Raw genomic sequence first — 14,262 nt, forward strand, 5'->3', positions numbered from 1 at the left:
CAATCCGCCGCAACCCGCCACTGCCCGGACCGAACGCCCGGACGTGGGCTGAGAAACGATGAATCCAATCATCCGCTGGTTCCACAAACTCGGTTCGCCGCCGTACTTCGACCGCTTCGCCGCGCGCTGGGCGCCCTGGGGTTACGGGCTGGGCCTGCTGGTCATGGCCTGGGGCCTGTACGGCGCGCTGTTCCAGGTGCCGGCCGATTATCAGCAGGGCGACAGCTTCCGCATCCTCTACATCCACGTGCCCAGTGCGTGGATGAGCATGGCGGTGTTCGGCCTGATGGCGCTGTACGCGGCCATCGCGCTGGTATGGAGGATCAAGCTGTGCGAGATCCTCGCCATGGCCTGCGCCCCGATCGGCGCCGCCTTCACCCTGATCACGCTCGCCACCGGGTCCATCTGGGGCAAGCCGATGTGGGGCACCTGGTGGGACTGGGATCCGCGCCTGACGACGGAACTCATCCTGCTGTTCCTCTACCTGGGCGTGATCGGCCTGTACAACGCCATCGACGACCGCCGCGCCGCCGCGCGCGCCGCCGGCCTGCTGGCGATCGTCGGCGTGGCGCTGCTGCCGGTGATCCGATATTCGGTGGTGTGGTGGAACTCGCTGCACCAGGGCCAGACGATCAGCCTCTTCGGCGAGTCCAAGATGGACCCGAGCATGTACGCACCGCTGGTGTGGATGATCATCGGCACCAAGCTGTGGTTCGTGGGCGCCCTGCTGTCGCGCGCGCGCGCCGACAACCTGCGCCGCGAGAGCGGCAAGGGCTGGGTCGCCGCGCTTGCAGGCGGGAAGCCTGCGCAGGAGAGGCGCGCGTGAGCTACCAGAACTACGTCGTCGCCGCCTATGCCGTGTTCGTGATCGTGCTGACGTGGGATTACGTCGCCACGAAGCTGCAGATCCGCCGCGAGCTTCGCGGCGCCCGCCTGCGCGCCTCGCGCGAGGCCGCGCGACCGGGCAAGGACGCCGAGCTCAGCCGCTAGACCCGTCCACGTCTTTCCGCACGCCAGCCACCGCCAGCCCGCTTCCGTTCGAGAGTGCCCCCGATGAATCCCGTCCGTCGCCGTCGTCTGCTCTGGGTCATCGCCCTGGTCGTGGCCGCCGGCATCGCCACCGCGCTGGTCGCGATGGCCCTGCAGCGCAACATCGCCTACCTCTACACGCCCAGCGAAGTGCTGCGCGGCGAAGCCGGCGGGCACGCGCGCTTCCGACTGGGCGGCATGGTCGCCGCCGATTCGTTCAAGCGCGCGCCCGGCTCGCTGGAGGCCAGCTTCCTCGTCGACGACGGCGACGCGAAGATGCCCGTGCGCTACACCGGCATCCTGCCCGACCTGTTCCGCGAGAAGCAGGCCGTGGTCGCCACCGGTCGCATGGAAGGCGGCGTGTTCGTGGCCGAGCAGATCCTCGCCAAGCACGACGAGAACTACATGCCCAAGGAAGTCGCCGACAAGATGGGCATGGCGCACAAGAAGCACGACGTGGCGGCGCCCGGCGGCGTCGCACCCGCCGCGCAGGAAGCCAAGTAAGTGCTGGGCGAGATCGGGCAGATCGCGCTGATCCTGGCGCTGCTGGTGGCCGTGCTGCAGGCGGCGCTGCCGCTGGCCGGCGCGCAGCGCGGCGTGGCACCGTGGATGGCGGTGGCGCGACCGGCCGCGTACGCGCAGCTGGCGCTGGTGGCCTTCGCGTTCGTCATTCTCACGCACGGCTTCGTGACGCAGGACTTCTCGCTGCGCTATGTCGCCGAGAACAGCAATTCCCTGCTGCCGTTGATGTACCGCTACACCGCCGTGTGGGGCGCGCACGAAGGTTCGCTGCTGCTGTGGGTGCTGATCCTGGCGCTGTGGACCGGCGCCGTCGCACGTTTCTCGCGCAGCCTGCCGGAGACCGTGGTCGCGCGCGTGCTGGGCGTGATGGGGCTGGTGAGCGTGGGCTTCCTCGCCTTCCTGATCTTCACCAGCAACCCGTTCCTGCGCCTGCTGCCCGCCGCCGCGGAAGGCCGCGACCTGAACCCGCTGCTGCAGGACCCGGGCATGATCATCCACCCGCCGATGCAGTACGTCGGTTACGTGGGCTTCGCCGTGCCGTTCGCCTTCGCCATCGCCGCGCTGCTCGACGGGAAGATCGATTCGCGCTGGCTGCGCTGGACGCGCCCCTGGACCAACGTCGCCTGGGCGTTCCTGACGCTGGGCATCGCGCTGGGTTCGTGGTGGGCGTATTACGAACTGGGCTGGGGCGGCTGGTGGTTCTGGGATCCGGTCGAGAACGCCAGCTTCATGCCGTGGCTCGCTGGCGCGGCGCTGCTGCATTCCCAGGCCGTGACGGAAAAGCGCGGCAGCTTCCGCGGCTGGACGCTGCTGCTGGCCATCGCCGCGTTCTCGCTGTCGCTGCTGGGCACCTTCCTGGTGCGTTCGGGCGTGCTGACCAGCGTGCACTCCTTCGCGTCCGACCCGGCGCGCGGTCTGTTCATCCTGATCTTCCTCGGCATCGTCGTCGGCGGCTCGCTGCTGCTGTATGCGTTGAAGGCGCCGTCCATCGACGAAGCCGGCAAGCCGTTCGAGGTCAGCTCGCGCGAGACGCTGCTGCTGGCCAACAACCTGCTGCTGACCACCGCCTGCGCGATGGTGCTGCTGGGCACGCTCTACCCGTTGCTCGCCGACGCGCTGAACCTGGGCAAGATCTCGGTCGGCCCGCCGTACTTCGCGCTGATGTTCACCTTGCTGATGGCGCCGCTGGTGCTGTTGCTGCCGTTCGGGCCGATCACGCGCTGGCAGCGCGAGCAGGCGTCCAAGCCGCTGGCGATGCTGCTGCCGTGGGCGGTGCTCGCGATCGTGTTGGCCGTCGTCGCGTATTTCATGGCACCGCAGGGGCCGGTGAAAGTCGCCGCCGGTGTGTTCGGTGCGGCGTGGGTGCTGTTCGGCACGGCGCGATTCGTGTGGACGCGCGTACGCAGCCAGACGACGGGCCAGCGCTTCACCGCAGAAATGCTCGGCATGACGCTCGCCCACTTCGGTGTCGCCGTGTTCCTCGTCGGCGCGCTGTTGACCGAAGGCCTGACGACGCAGCGCGAGCTGGCGGTCGCGCCGGGCCAGACCGTCGAACTGGGCCGCTACTCGTTCCGCTTCGACGGCGCCGCGCATTCGCAGGGCCCGAACTACGAAGCCGATCGCGGCACCGTCACCGTGTTCGAAAACGACAAGCCGTTGACCGTGATGCATCCGGAAAAGCGCGCCTACGCCAGCGGCGGCCAGGTGATGACCGAGGCGGCCATCGCGCGCGGTTTCACGCGTGATCTGTACGTCGCGCTGGGCGAACCGCTCGGCGGCGATACCTGGGCCCTGCGCGTGCATATCAAGCCGTTCGTGCGCTGGGTCTGGGCCGGCGCGCTGCTGATGATGCTGGGCGGGCTGGTGACCGCGACGGACAAGCGCTTCCGCCGCACCGCCACCGCAGCCGACACGGTGCCCGCGAACGAACCGACCCCGGAGCCTGCGTGATGAGCGAATCCCCGCCCAACAGCGACGCAACGCGCAACCGCTCTTCGACGATGCGCTGGATTCCGCTGGCGATCGTCGCCGCGCTCGGCGTCCTGCTCTTCGCCGGCGTGATGCTCAGCCGCAATCCGAACCGCGAGGCCCTGCCCTCGCCACTGATCGGCAAGCCCGCGCCCGCGTTCCGCCTGCCGGTGCTGCACGAACCCGGCCGCCTGGTCACCGACAAGGACCTGCGCGGCGCGCCGTATCTGCTCAACGTCTGGGGCAGCTGGTGCCCGGCCTGCCGCGACGAGCACCCGGTGCTCACGCGTTTCGCCGAGACCAAGCGCCTGCGCGTGGTCGGCTTCAACTGGAAGGACGAGCACGCCGACGCGATGCGCTGGCTGGAACAGTTCGGCAATCCGTATTTCATGGTCCTCACCGACTACGAGGGCAAGGCCGCGATCGACTGGGGCATCTACGGCGCGCCGGAGACCTTCCTGGTCGATGCCGGCGGCACAATCCGCTGGAAGTACGTCGGCCCACTTACCGACGCGGTGATCCAAAACGAGCTGCTGCCGCAGATCGCGCGGCTCGACGCGGGCAAGCCGCTGTGATGCGCGCGCTGCTGCTCGCCTTCGCGCTCATGCTGGGCACCGGCTCCGCGCTCGCGCAGGTCGCCACCGACGCCTCGCCACTCACCTTCACCGGCACGGCCGAGGAGAAGCGCTTCCACGCGCTGGTCAGCGAACTGCGCTGCGTGATGTGCCAGAACCAGTCGCTGGCCGATTCCAACGCGCAGATCGCGGTGGACCTGCGTCGCGAAGTGCTGCAACTGATGCGCCAGGGCAAGAGCGACGCGGAGATCAAGGACTTCCTGGTGGCGCGTTACGGCGAGTTCGTGCTGTACCGCCCGCAGGTGGAAAGCAAGACGTGGCTGCTGTGGTTCGGCCCGGCGGTGGTCCTGCTGGCGGGCGGCTTCATCGTGGCCGGCGCGGTTCGCCACCGCTCGCGCCGCTCGGCAACGACGACGCCCGACGAACGCAACGAAGTGCAGGAGTGGTGATGAGCGGTGCGATGTGGGGTTTCGTGATCGCCGGCCTGGTGCTGGCCGTGCTGACGCTCACCTACGTGCTGCGACCGCTGTGGCGCACGCGCCGCGTCGCAGGCGTCGCGGTCATCGTGGGGCTGACGCTGGCGACGGCGCTGGCCTACCTCGCCGTCGGTACGCCCACTGCGCTGGACTTCGCGCAGCGTCGCGCGCCCGAGACGCTGGCCGACGCCATCGCGCAACTGGAAGCCGAACTCAAGCGCGATCCGAACCAGGTCGAAGGCTGGCGCCTGCTCGGCCGCGCGTATGTCGCCGAAGGCAATGCCGCCAAGGCCGCCGACGCGCTCGCGCGTGCGGTGAAGCTGGTGCCGGACGATCCGGACCTGCTGGCCGAAGCCGCCGAGATGCGCGCCCTCGCCGCGCCGGAGCGCCGTTTCGACGCGCAGGGCGTAGCGATGCTGCGCCAGGCGATCGAACTTCAACCCATGCATCAGCGCGCGCGCTGGTTCCTCGGCATCGCGCAGCGTCAGGCCGCGCAACCGGCCGAAGCGGCGAAGACCTGGGAGCCGCTGCTCGCCATCGTCGATGCGGCGGCCGCGGCACCGCTGCGCGCGCAGATCGACGCCGCGCGCGCCGAGGCCGGACTGTCGCCGCTGCCGCCGTCGGCGACGCCTGCTGCGTCGGCGCACGCACAGGGCGGCCTCACCGTGAAGGTAACCATCGCGCCCGAACTGGCTGCGAAGGTGCCGGCGAACGCGAGCCTGTTCGTGATCGCGCGCCAGGCCGGCGGCCCGCCGATGCCGGTTGCCGTCGAGAAGCTGCCGGCGACGGATTTCCCGCGTGAAGTCGTGCTCGACGACGGCGACAGCCCGATGCCGACGATGAAGCTCTCGCAGCTGGATCAGGTCGAAGTGCTCGCGCGCATCTCGGCCAGCGGAAATGCGATGCCGCAGCCGGGCGACCTGGAAGCGAAGGCGAAGCCGTCGGGCAAGTCCGGCGCGATCGAACTGGTGATCGATCAGGTTCGTCCTTGATGTTCAGCCCCTCTCCCGATGGGAGAGCGGCTGGGTGAGGTCGGCGGAGCACTCCGTGCAGTGGACGTCTGTGCAGGAGCCGTCATTCCCGCGAAGGCGGGGGCTTTCGGGCCGCCGAAGGGCGGCACTCTCCAAGGCTCCGCGGGCGCTCCGCTTTCCGAAGCGCGTGATGCCTTCACAGTTGGATCCCCGCCTTCGCGGGGGATGACGGCATGACGCGGATTGGGTGAGTCCCGACAGGGCTCACAGAACCTCGAAGGTTCCCGCACGTGGAACGCTCGACCTCCATCTCCACCGATGCCGATCCGCGCCCTGCCCGTTAAGCTTGCCCCATGACCGAATTCATCCCCCCCGGCACCCGCTGGTTCGACCTGCCCTCCCCGTTCCCGATGAAACGCGGCGGCGAACTGCAGGGCGCGCGCGTGGCTTTCGAAACCTGGGGCACGCTCAACGCCGCGCGCGACAACGCAGTGCTCATCGTCACCGGTCTCTCGCCCGATGCGCACGCGGCCAGCAACGAAGCCAATCCGGAAGCCGGATGGTGGGAAGCGATGATCGGCCCCGGCAAGCCGATCGACAGCGACCGCTGGTTCGTGATCTGCGTGAATTCGCTGGGCAGTTGCAAGGGTTCCACGGGTCCGGCGTCGATCAACCCGATCACAGGCGACCTGTATCGCCTCGACTTCCCCGACCTGTCGGTGGAAGACGGCGCCGACGCCTCGGCGCACCTCGTGCGCGGCCTGGGCATCGAGCATCTGGCCTGCCTCATCGGCAATTCAATGGGCGGCATGACGGCGCTGGCGTTCCTGCTGCGGCATCCGGGCCTGGCGCGCAACCACATCAACATTTCCGGCGCGGCGAAGGCATTGCCGTTCTCCATCGCGATCCGCTCGCTGCAACGCGAGGCGATCCGCCTGGACCCGAACTGGAACCACGGCCAGTACGACGACGCGCACTACCCCGAATCGGGCATGCGCATGGCGCGCAAGCTGGGCGTGATCACTTACCGCTCCGCGCTGGAGTGGGACGGCCGCTTCGGCCGCGTGCGGCTGGATTCCGATCGCGCGGACGAAGATCCGTTCGGACTGGAGTTCGAGGTCGAAAGCTATCTGGAAGGCCACGCGCGCCGTTTCGTGCGCCGGTTCGACCCCAACTGCTACCTCTATCTCAGCCGCTCGATGGACTGGTTCGACATCGGCGAATACGGCGGCGGGCTGGCCAGCATCCGGCTGGAGAAGGCGCTGGCGATCGGCGTGCACACCGACATCCTGTTCCCGTTGCAGCAGCAGGAGGAAATCGCCGACGGCCTTCGTGCCGGTGGCACGGAAGCGACCTTCCTGCCGCTGCCCTCGCCGCAGGGGCATGACGCGTTTCTGGTGGACATCGCCCGGTTCGGACCCGCCGTCGCGGACTTCCTGAACGCACTGCAGGCGCCCTCGGAGGGCGCGCGTACCGACGAGGATTGATGCGACGCAAGAAAGTGCGCGCCGGGGCCGCGATAGAATCGCCCCCATGAACGCCACCGACACGCTTCCCGACTTCGACTTCCCCGGCCACGACAAGCTGGTCGCCGCCATCGACGCCGCCGTGAGCCACGGCGACGAACACGCGGTCACCAGCGCGCTGCGCACCACGCTGTGCAGCATGATCCGCGACCGCGACGTGCGCCTGCCGGAGTGCGTGCACGAACCCATCACCGACCACTACGCCCGCCGCGAGCTCTATCGCAGCCGCGAGCACGGCTACAGCGTGGTCGCGATGACCTGGGGCCCCGGCCAGGGCACGCCGGTGCACGACCACAGCGGCCTGTGGTGCGTGGAAGGCGTGTGGGACGGCGAGCTCGAAATCACCCAGTACGAACTGCTCGAACGCGAAGGCGAGCGTTTCCGCTTCCGCGCCACCGGCGGCATGCACGCCGGCCCGGGCAGCGCCGGCAGCCTGATCCCGCCGCACGAGTACCACACGATCCGCAACGCCAGCGACGACGCCGTCGCCGTGTCGCTGCACATCTACAAGGCGCCGATGGAATCGTGCGCGACCTTCATGCCCGAGCAGGGCGAATGGTTCTCGCGCGTCGCCAAGGTGCTGTGCACCGACGACGTCGACTGAGCCTCGCGCCACAGTCCTGACCTTCGGCACCTTGGCCGCGACGCCCCGCGGCAGTAGCGTGGGCGCTCCCGACGACAGGAGCGCCCACGCGTGCTGATCGATTTCGTCCTTGCTTCCCTGCACCACCTGCTCGTCTTCGGCCTCATCGCCATGCTGGTGGCCGAAGCCAGCCTGCTGCGCGGCACGCTCGACCGCCAGGTCCTGCAACGTCTGGCCGGCATCGACATGGGCTACGGCATCTGCGCGATGCTGCTGATCGTGGTCGGCATCGCGCGCGTGGCGTTCGGCATCAAGGGCCACGATTTCCACCTGCACAACCCCTGGTTCCACGCCAAGGTGGGCGCCTTCTTGCTGGTCGGCCTGCTCTCGGTCCTGCCGACGGTGCGTTTCCTGCGCTGGCGCAAGGCGCTGGCGGCCAACCCCATCTATGTGCCCGACGCGGCGGAGATCGCCAAGCTGCGCGGCATCGTCCGCTTCGAACTGCTCCTGCTGGCGGCGATCTTCGTTCTGGCTGCGGCCATGGCCCGCCACGGCGGCCTGGGCCTTTAACCGGCTGCCATCGACTCCGCCCTCGGCTATACTGCGCGCCCGCGCCGGAATGGCGGAATCGGTAGACGCAGCGGACTCAAAATCCGCCGCCCTTAAAAGCGTGTGGGTTCGAGTCCCACTTCCGGCATGCCGCGACCTTTCAGAGGTCGCAACCCCTTGAAGCCCTTGAAAACAGGGCTTTCGGTGGGCACGATGACCTAGCAGATGACCCAGCTAGTGACCTAACGTGCCCCCTTCGTATCTCAAGAAACGCGGCTCCACCTGGTACGTTCAAGTGCCAGTGCCGAGGCATGCGCAAGCCGTCATCGGCGCCAAGACTCTTCAACGCTCACTGCGAACCGGGTGCGAGAAGACTGCGCACCGCGGTCGCCACAGCGTGATTGCAGAGTTCCAAGGACAGATCGCGAGCGCTGGTAAGCCCGAGCCTCGATGGGAAGCCGCTGACCTCGAGGCCTACGCTCGCCGGCTTGCAGCAGGCATCAGTGCGGGAACGGTTGACCGCGAGCAGGCGGAGATCGACTTCGATGCCACCTTCGAGGGCTTCCTGAGCCGGCGCGCTCAGCGCCTGCCGAAGGATTCCGAGGGTGACCCTATCCTTCCGCCCGCGGAGCTTTCTCAGGTTCGCCGCGCGCACACCATCCTCGGGGGCAGCGAAGCGACCCTGTTGGACGTTGCGATCTCGCGCTGGCTCGAACTTGAGGGAACCAAGAAGATCACTCGCGGAGACCTTCAGGACAAGACGCGCTACCTGAGCATGCTGCGCGAGTTCGTCGGCAGTGATGCTCGACTAGTAGATGTAACGCGCCAGAAGGCGGTCGAGTTCGTCGACAAGGTGCTGACACCTTGGGAGGTCACGCGGAAGACGAAGCTGCGCGCGCTACAGGTAATCGAGGCCTTCTTCATCGCAGCCGAGCTGCGAGGACAGGCCGACACCAACCCCTTCATCAACGTCGGGCGGCTCGTGCAGGACACGACCGCGGGGCGGAAGTCGCTGAACCGGCGGAGTTGGAAGCCTGAAGAAATCCATCAGCTACTTCGCGCGATCCCCGCAACTGACAACGCATGGCCCTTCGCCGCCATCATGGCCTTCACCGGCATGCGCAACAACGAAGTAGCCGCGCTCCGCTGCGAGCACGTGGACCGTCGCCGTTGGTGCTTCACCGTCGTCAAGTCGAAGACCAAGGCGGGCACAGGGCGCGTCGTGCCAGTTCACCCGTCTCTGCAGCCGATTGTGAAGCGCCTGCTTGAGACATCCACAGACGGCTGGCTGGTTCCCGGGCTTGAGGCTTCCGGCGTCGACGGCAAGCGTTCGGTGACGATCTCGAAGCACGTCAACCGGATCAAGGAGGACGCGCACCTGCCCGAGGATCTGGACCTCTACTGCCTCCGCCGCACAGTCGTCACCCAGATGAAGCGGGCCGGGGTCGAAACGTTGCTGCGGAATCAGATCATTGGTCACAAGGGAAGGCAGACAGTCGAGGAAGAACACTACCTCGACCCCGAGACGCTAGAAGCTCGCCGCACCGCCCTCGCCCACATCAGCTATGGGGCGAAGGTCGATGCCCTTATGGCCGAACGTTCCCCTGCCTTCGCGTTCGTCCTGCCACCCAAGCGCAAGTTGAAGCGCACGAAATAGTGCGGCTCTGCACGGTCTGTATCGCCATGTGCGACAGGCCCGGCCGATCCTGTGGTTCCTCGCCACTGGAGCACCGCTCGATGAACAGCACCTCTGATTCTGACCCTCATGGGCATCTGAGCGCATCTTCCGACATGTCCCACATCGCCCCTGCAGGCCTCGCTTGGGGGCACACAGCCAACAGCGGCTCGGGTCAGTCAGAAGAGTGGGCAGCGAGAGAGCGAGCACGTAGAGCCGGCAGGCACCGACGCGAGTGGTGGCTTACTCCACACCCGATGGACCGACCGAAGGATTGCTCCACGGGATAGACCGAAGTCCACCGGCTATCACGCCTCAGGGCCTTCTGGACTCGGTGTCGACGAAGAGGCGGAGCCTGCTACCTTCCATGCACCGCCTACGCCAGGACCGCACATGGCCGCTGAATCCTCGACCGCCGAAGTGTGGAACGTCTTCGTGACAGCTGCCAGCGCCGTCGCTGTCTTCTACCTGGGCTGGAAGGCGAATCAACTAGGCCAATCAGCAAACGCCATCGAGAAGCAGACACAGGAAAGAGCGGATAGCGCCGAGCGTCGCGAGGGCCATGTCCTGCTGATCACCCTGCAGCCTGAGATAGATAACACGCTCAAGAAGGCGCAGCTTCTGTACGACCAAGAAGCGAATGAGCTTGCGCCGACCTTCTACGCTGCCCATCAAAATGTTCGCAGCAGTCTAGCGATGGCGCTGGCTGGAATGCAGCTAAGCGCCGTGGAGAAGAACATGGCTCGACTGCATGTTCCCGGCTCGCCGCTTGCCGAGGCGATCGCCAAGGCCGCTGGCCTGCATCGGCTTGCGCTACTCGAAGCGAATCACGCATCGCACCCAGACAACGCGACACTCATGAGCAACGACCAGCGCGAGGAAGCCCACTTAACTATCACGCGCGCCCTGCTGGGCATGGTCGACAACCTAAGCAAGGCGTCGCTTGCCGCACGTTCGGCGCTGCAATAGGTACCGAGGCTACTTCCTCCACCGCTCGGCGGATCTAGCGGGCACCTCCGGGCACCCGCGACGAGGCTACAACCTATCGAAGCTCGGCTTCGGAGCAATGATCTTGGGCTGCTGCGCCTTGATATGCAGCCAGTCCGGCGCGTTCACCCCGACCAGCTTCGTCTGCACTCCGACGAGGTCTTGTTGAGCCGCCTCATCCAGCGCGCCTTCGATGTCCATCACCGTTGCCGTTGGATACTTCTCCAACTGATGCTGTACGCGCTGCCCTTTCGCGCTTGGCTTCGTGTAGTACGGCGGAGGCTCTTGCTTACCCAATGTGCACATGGCACGCCCCACCGCTAAGTACGCATCGTTGTAGAGCCCTGTGAACCCATTCGGATCAGCCAACGTCACGAGCCACAGGCCGTGCTTCTTGTCGAACGAAATGCCGGGCTTGTGCCCGGTGACGGTGGACTCTGGAACAATGCCGATCTTGAGGCCGCGCCCACCTTCGAGCAGGGCATAGTTCGACTTGACAGTTGCTGCCAAGTACCGCTCATTGCCCGCGCCAGTCAGAAACAGATCCGTCTTCCAGATCTTCTTGATGCGGTCGGTCAGTTCGAGTTCGGCAGCCTCTCCCTTCGCCGCCTTGGCTACCCATGTGTCGAACTTGTACGGTCGACCAGATCCGTCCGGCAAGAGATAGGGCGTATGCCCGGCGGCCTTGATCGTCGCCTCAAGAAATCCGAGGTACTTAGCACGTTCGTAACCGAACAGCAGGGACTCTGGCGTGGAGCCCGTGATCGCTTTCGATGCGCGGCGGATGCCATCGTGCACAAGCTCACACACGCGCGGCTCAGCGCCGGTGATCGCCTCGTGCACGGCCCACTCGAACCCGTCCCCTCGCATCCCCTTGTCGCGATCAAGTCTCACGACCTTGGCAAGCTGCCGCATCGTGACGTCCTTGAGGGGCGAGTTGAGGTCCGTCAGGTCCTCGGCCGACAACGAGTCCAACAGCGCGCGAACAATAGACCGCGCAACCGCATACAAGGCCCGGCCGTACTCATCGATCGGAGCGGTCTGCTGGATGAAAGTGATCTTGGCCAAGCGCTTCCCCTGTGCGTCCTGCATAGCTGACGCGCGATGTTCCCGTTACGACGTTGAGCCCGTCAATGGGTATGTCCTGAGGTAACGCGGGGAGCCGAGGATTTGCTGCAAAAATCTTCGGGCGGGTTTCATGAAAAGGAACCTGGCAGCTCCCCCCTCCCGGGGGGGCGACTGTTTCAGCGCCCAGCCTCGAGGCGGATTCTGTGGCAGACCGCACCACGTGACGCGCAGCACTTCCGACGACAGGCATGAAGAAGACGCGCCTCGGGTGCCCGCCTGAGACCAACGAAGGTTGACCGAAATCTGCGGCGATCGTAATGTCCGGCCTAACGTCCATTGCTCCGGTTCGTACATGCCTCCACGCTTCGTCGCCTACTTCCGCGTGTCCACCGCTGCTCAGGGCCAATCCGGCCTCGGCCTCGATGCCCAGAGATCAGCCTGCGAAGCGGCCGTTGCTGCTACCGGAGGGGTTCTTCTGGATTCCTTCGAGGAAGTCGGTAGCCGCGGCGATGACAACCGCCCTGCTCTCGCCCGAGCCATAGCGTTTGCCAAGCTCACGCGGGCGACACTGATCGCTGCGCGACTGGATCGGTTTGGCGAGGGGCACGCGATCCTGGCAGCGCTTGAGAAGTCTGGGGTGGAGTTCGCAGGCGCGGACGGGCTCCATGACTCCGACCTCGTCAGAGCGATCAAGGCGGCCGTATCGAAGGAGGAACGTCAGAAGATCAAGGCGCGCACCGTGGCGGCACTTGCGGCGAAGCGAGAAGCGCTTGCAGCCCTGAACGTGACAGACGGAGGAGACCGGCGACTGGGTAATCCGAACGGGGCAGCAGCACTCCGCCGAGCCGGCAAGGGCAACGTCGCCTCGAACTCGGTCCAGATCGCTGCGGCAGAGGCTTTCGCCCTCTCCGTACGGCCGTTTCTCGCTCCTCTAGAAGGGCTGTCGATGGCGAAGCAAGCCGCCGCTCTCAACGACAGAGGCATCCTGACGCGGGCGGGGGGACGCTGGTACGCTGCATCGGTTAAGTCCGTACGTGATCGACTTGCATCGTTGGGCACTGCGTCACCCTGATCTTCTTTCGTTCCTCTTATGTCCTCCCGTACCAGTACGATCACCGAAACCGCCTACATCCGCCTGCGCGGCTGGGGCTTCTCCCAAGTACGCGCGGCAACCTTGTGCAAGTCCGAGGCCGAACTTCAGGCCACTGGCGCTCTTGGCAAGCAGGCTCGCGCACGGCTTGAGGCCACAGTTCGCGGACAAGCTGCAGCGGGCACCGTCGAGGCTCGACCCAACAACTACGGTGCGGATGCGCTGGGCCAAGTTCGTTTCAACTACCTGAGCGACGCCACCCTTCGGCACTACGCAGGCGTCGGTCCGGCCACGTCAGAAGTCGAGAAGTACGTCTCGCGAGCCGCGAAGGAGAAGGTAGGCGCCAAGGCGGCGTACCAGCGCGCGCTCCACTGCTCAGAACTCGGCAGCAGCGAGGCTCGTCAAAACGCCCCGTCGGTGCCGCCTCGAGCGAAGGCTACGTTGGCCGAGCATGCAAGGCTCGCGGATCTGTCCTTCGAGCACTCCGTGCGCCTTCGCGAAACCGTGGGGCCACGTCAGCTACCCCTCGGGGTGCTCCTGACGGACGCCTACCAAGCGAAGCTTGAGACCCTGTGGGATCGGCGCCACGTCAAGGCGCGCGCGATCTTCGAGAAGGAGAACTCGACTGAGATTTCCCCAACGGCACGCGCCCGCCTGTTGGAGAGGGCTTATAGGAGGGTCTTGGTGGACGAGTACAAGCTCGATCCTCGACAGCGCCAGCGCCGGGCCAGCGAAATCGCGAAGAGGACTGACCACTACGCAGGAGACCCCAGATGGCGCGCCCACTGCACGACCCCAGAACTCCGGGGGTCGCGCTCGGAGCTGCCTGACCCAGACAAGGTAACGGCGAAGGTGAAGGGGAAACCGGGTCGCCCACGGAAGAAGGACGAGCGGCCATCAACAAACGCTCGCCCCCATGAGGCCCACACGCAGGTTCACCCGCTCCTTGCCGAGGAGTTCGTACCCACGGAGTTCGACATGGACGACTACAGCGCCATCAGCGGTCTCGCCGAAGAGGAGGAAGGCGATAACGAAGAAGACGAAGTCAATGCAGCGTCAGCGCCCGACTTCGACATCTTCGACCACATGTCGGTGGCTGAGTTCGAGGCGTTCTACAGCGAACATGAGTCCGACTGACAGGCGTAGCGCTGGAAGCACTGGGGACTATTGACAGAAAAATGATTCCTCGCTCAGCCGCTTTACAGCAAGCTCTCCGAAGCTGAACCCCTTATAGATGAAGGCA

General features: G+C 66.2%; 15 protein-coding genes and 1 tRNA gene. 15 read left to right on the top strand and 1 reads right to left on the bottom strand.

Annotated elements, in window-relative coordinates:
* Window positions 1-58 precede the first annotated feature (58 nt).
* The 13 genes from ccmC to JI752_RS01330 all read left to right on the top strand — a co-directional run bounded on the left by ccmC (window position 59) and on the right by JI752_RS01330 (window position 10,843).
* Window positions 59-826 carry a heme ABC transporter permease CcmC gene (gene ccmC, locus JI752_RS01270; protein ID WP_216958208.1) on the top strand — a complete coding sequence of 256 codons (768 nt, stop codon included), beginning with the start codon at window positions 59-61 and terminating at the stop codon, window positions 824-826.
* Window positions 823-990 carry a heme exporter protein CcmD gene (locus JI752_RS01275; protein WP_216958210.1) on the top strand — a complete coding sequence of 56 codons (168 nt, stop codon included), beginning with the start codon at window positions 823-825 and terminating at the stop codon, window positions 988-990. Before ccmC ends, JI752_RS01275 begins: the two co-directional genes overlap by 4 nt.
* A gap of 63 nt (window positions 991-1,053) precedes the next feature.
* A complete protein-coding gene (gene ccmE, locus JI752_RS01280; protein ID WP_216958212.1) occupies window positions 1,054-1,533 on the top strand; it encodes a cytochrome c maturation protein CcmE in 480 nt (159 codons plus the stop codon).
* A complete protein-coding gene (locus tag JI752_RS01285; protein ID WP_216958214.1) occupies window positions 1,534-3,501 on the top strand; it encodes a heme lyase CcmF/NrfE family subunit in 1,968 nt (655 codons plus the stop codon).
* Between the two features lie 50 nt (window positions 3,502-3,551).
* A complete protein-coding gene (locus JI752_RS01290) occupies window positions 3,552-4,094 on the top strand; it encodes a DsbE family thiol:disulfide interchange protein (RefSeq protein WP_216961702.1) in 543 nt (180 codons plus the stop codon).
* On the top strand, window positions 4,094-4,543 hold the full coding sequence (locus JI752_RS01295) for a cytochrome c-type biogenesis protein (protein ID WP_254200136.1): 450 nt from the start codon (window positions 4,094-4,096) through the stop codon (window positions 4,541-4,543). The genes JI752_RS01290 and JI752_RS01295 overlap by 1 nt, the downstream gene beginning before the upstream one ends.
* An 11-nt stretch (window positions 4,544-4,554) precedes the next feature.
* Window positions 4,555-5,562, top strand: coding sequence for a tetratricopeptide repeat protein (locus JI752_RS01300; protein WP_216961706.1), 1,008 nt, complete (start codon window positions 4,555-4,557; stop codon window positions 5,560-5,562).
* A gap of 332 nt (window positions 5,563-5,894) precedes the next feature.
* The gene (locus tag JI752_RS01305; RefSeq protein WP_216958215.1) at window positions 5,895-7,028 is read left to right on the top strand and encodes a homoserine O-acetyltransferase; all 1,134 of its coding nucleotides are present in this window, start codon (window positions 5,895-5,897) and stop codon (window positions 7,026-7,028) included.
* A gap of 46 nt (window positions 7,029-7,074) precedes the next feature.
* A complete protein-coding gene (locus JI752_RS01310; protein WP_216958217.1) occupies window positions 7,075-7,671 on the top strand; it encodes a cysteine dioxygenase family protein in 597 nt (198 codons plus the stop codon).
* Window positions 7,672-7,761: 90 nt separating this feature from the next.
* Entirely contained in the window at window positions 7,762-8,220 is a 459-nt protein-coding gene (locus JI752_RS01315) for a DUF2214 family protein (protein WP_216958219.1), read from the top strand.
* Window positions 8,221-8,263: 43 nt separating this feature from the next.
* A tRNA-Leu gene (locus JI752_RS01320) sits at window positions 8,264-8,347 on the top strand.
* A 99-nt stretch (window positions 8,348-8,446) separates the two neighbouring features.
* Window positions 8,447-9,856 carry a DUF6538 domain-containing protein gene (locus tag JI752_RS19480; RefSeq protein WP_345777310.1) on the top strand — a complete coding sequence of 470 codons (1,410 nt, stop codon included), beginning with the start codon at window positions 8,447-8,449 and terminating at the stop codon, window positions 9,854-9,856.
* Between the two features lie 411 nt (window positions 9,857-10,267).
* On the top strand, window positions 10,268-10,843 hold the full coding sequence (locus tag JI752_RS01330; protein ID WP_216958222.1) for a hypothetical protein: 576 nt from the start codon (window positions 10,268-10,270) through the stop codon (window positions 10,841-10,843).
* 66 nt (window positions 10,844-10,909) lie between these two features.
* Here the strand turns inward: JI752_RS01330 and JI752_RS01335 are convergent, their stop codons facing one another.
* A complete protein-coding gene (locus JI752_RS01335; protein ID WP_216958224.1) occupies window positions 10,910-11,929 on the bottom strand; it encodes a hypothetical protein in 1,020 nt (339 codons plus the stop codon).
* A 292-nt stretch (window positions 11,930-12,221) separates the two neighbouring features.
* Here JI752_RS01335 and JI752_RS01340 point away from each other — a divergent pair, with 292 nt between their 5' ends.
* Together JI752_RS01340 and JI752_RS01345 are read left to right on the top strand one after the other, a co-directional pair.
* The gene (locus JI752_RS01340; RefSeq protein ID WP_216958226.1) at window positions 12,222-13,001 is read left to right on the top strand and encodes a recombinase family protein; all 780 of its coding nucleotides are present in this window, start codon (window positions 12,222-12,224) and stop codon (window positions 12,999-13,001) included.
* Between the two features lie 18 nt (window positions 13,002-13,019).
* Window positions 13,020-14,156 (top strand): hypothetical protein, encoded by a 1,137-nt coding sequence (locus tag JI752_RS01345; protein ID WP_216958227.1) that lies wholly within the window; start codon window positions 13,020-13,022, stop codon window positions 14,154-14,156.
* The last annotated feature ends 106 nt before the right edge of the window (window positions 14,157-14,262 follow it).

The sequence above is a fragment of the Lysobacter sp. MMG2 genome (genome assembly GCF_016735495.2).
GTDB lineage: Bacteria > Pseudomonadota > Gammaproteobacteria > Xanthomonadales > Xanthomonadaceae > Lysobacter_J.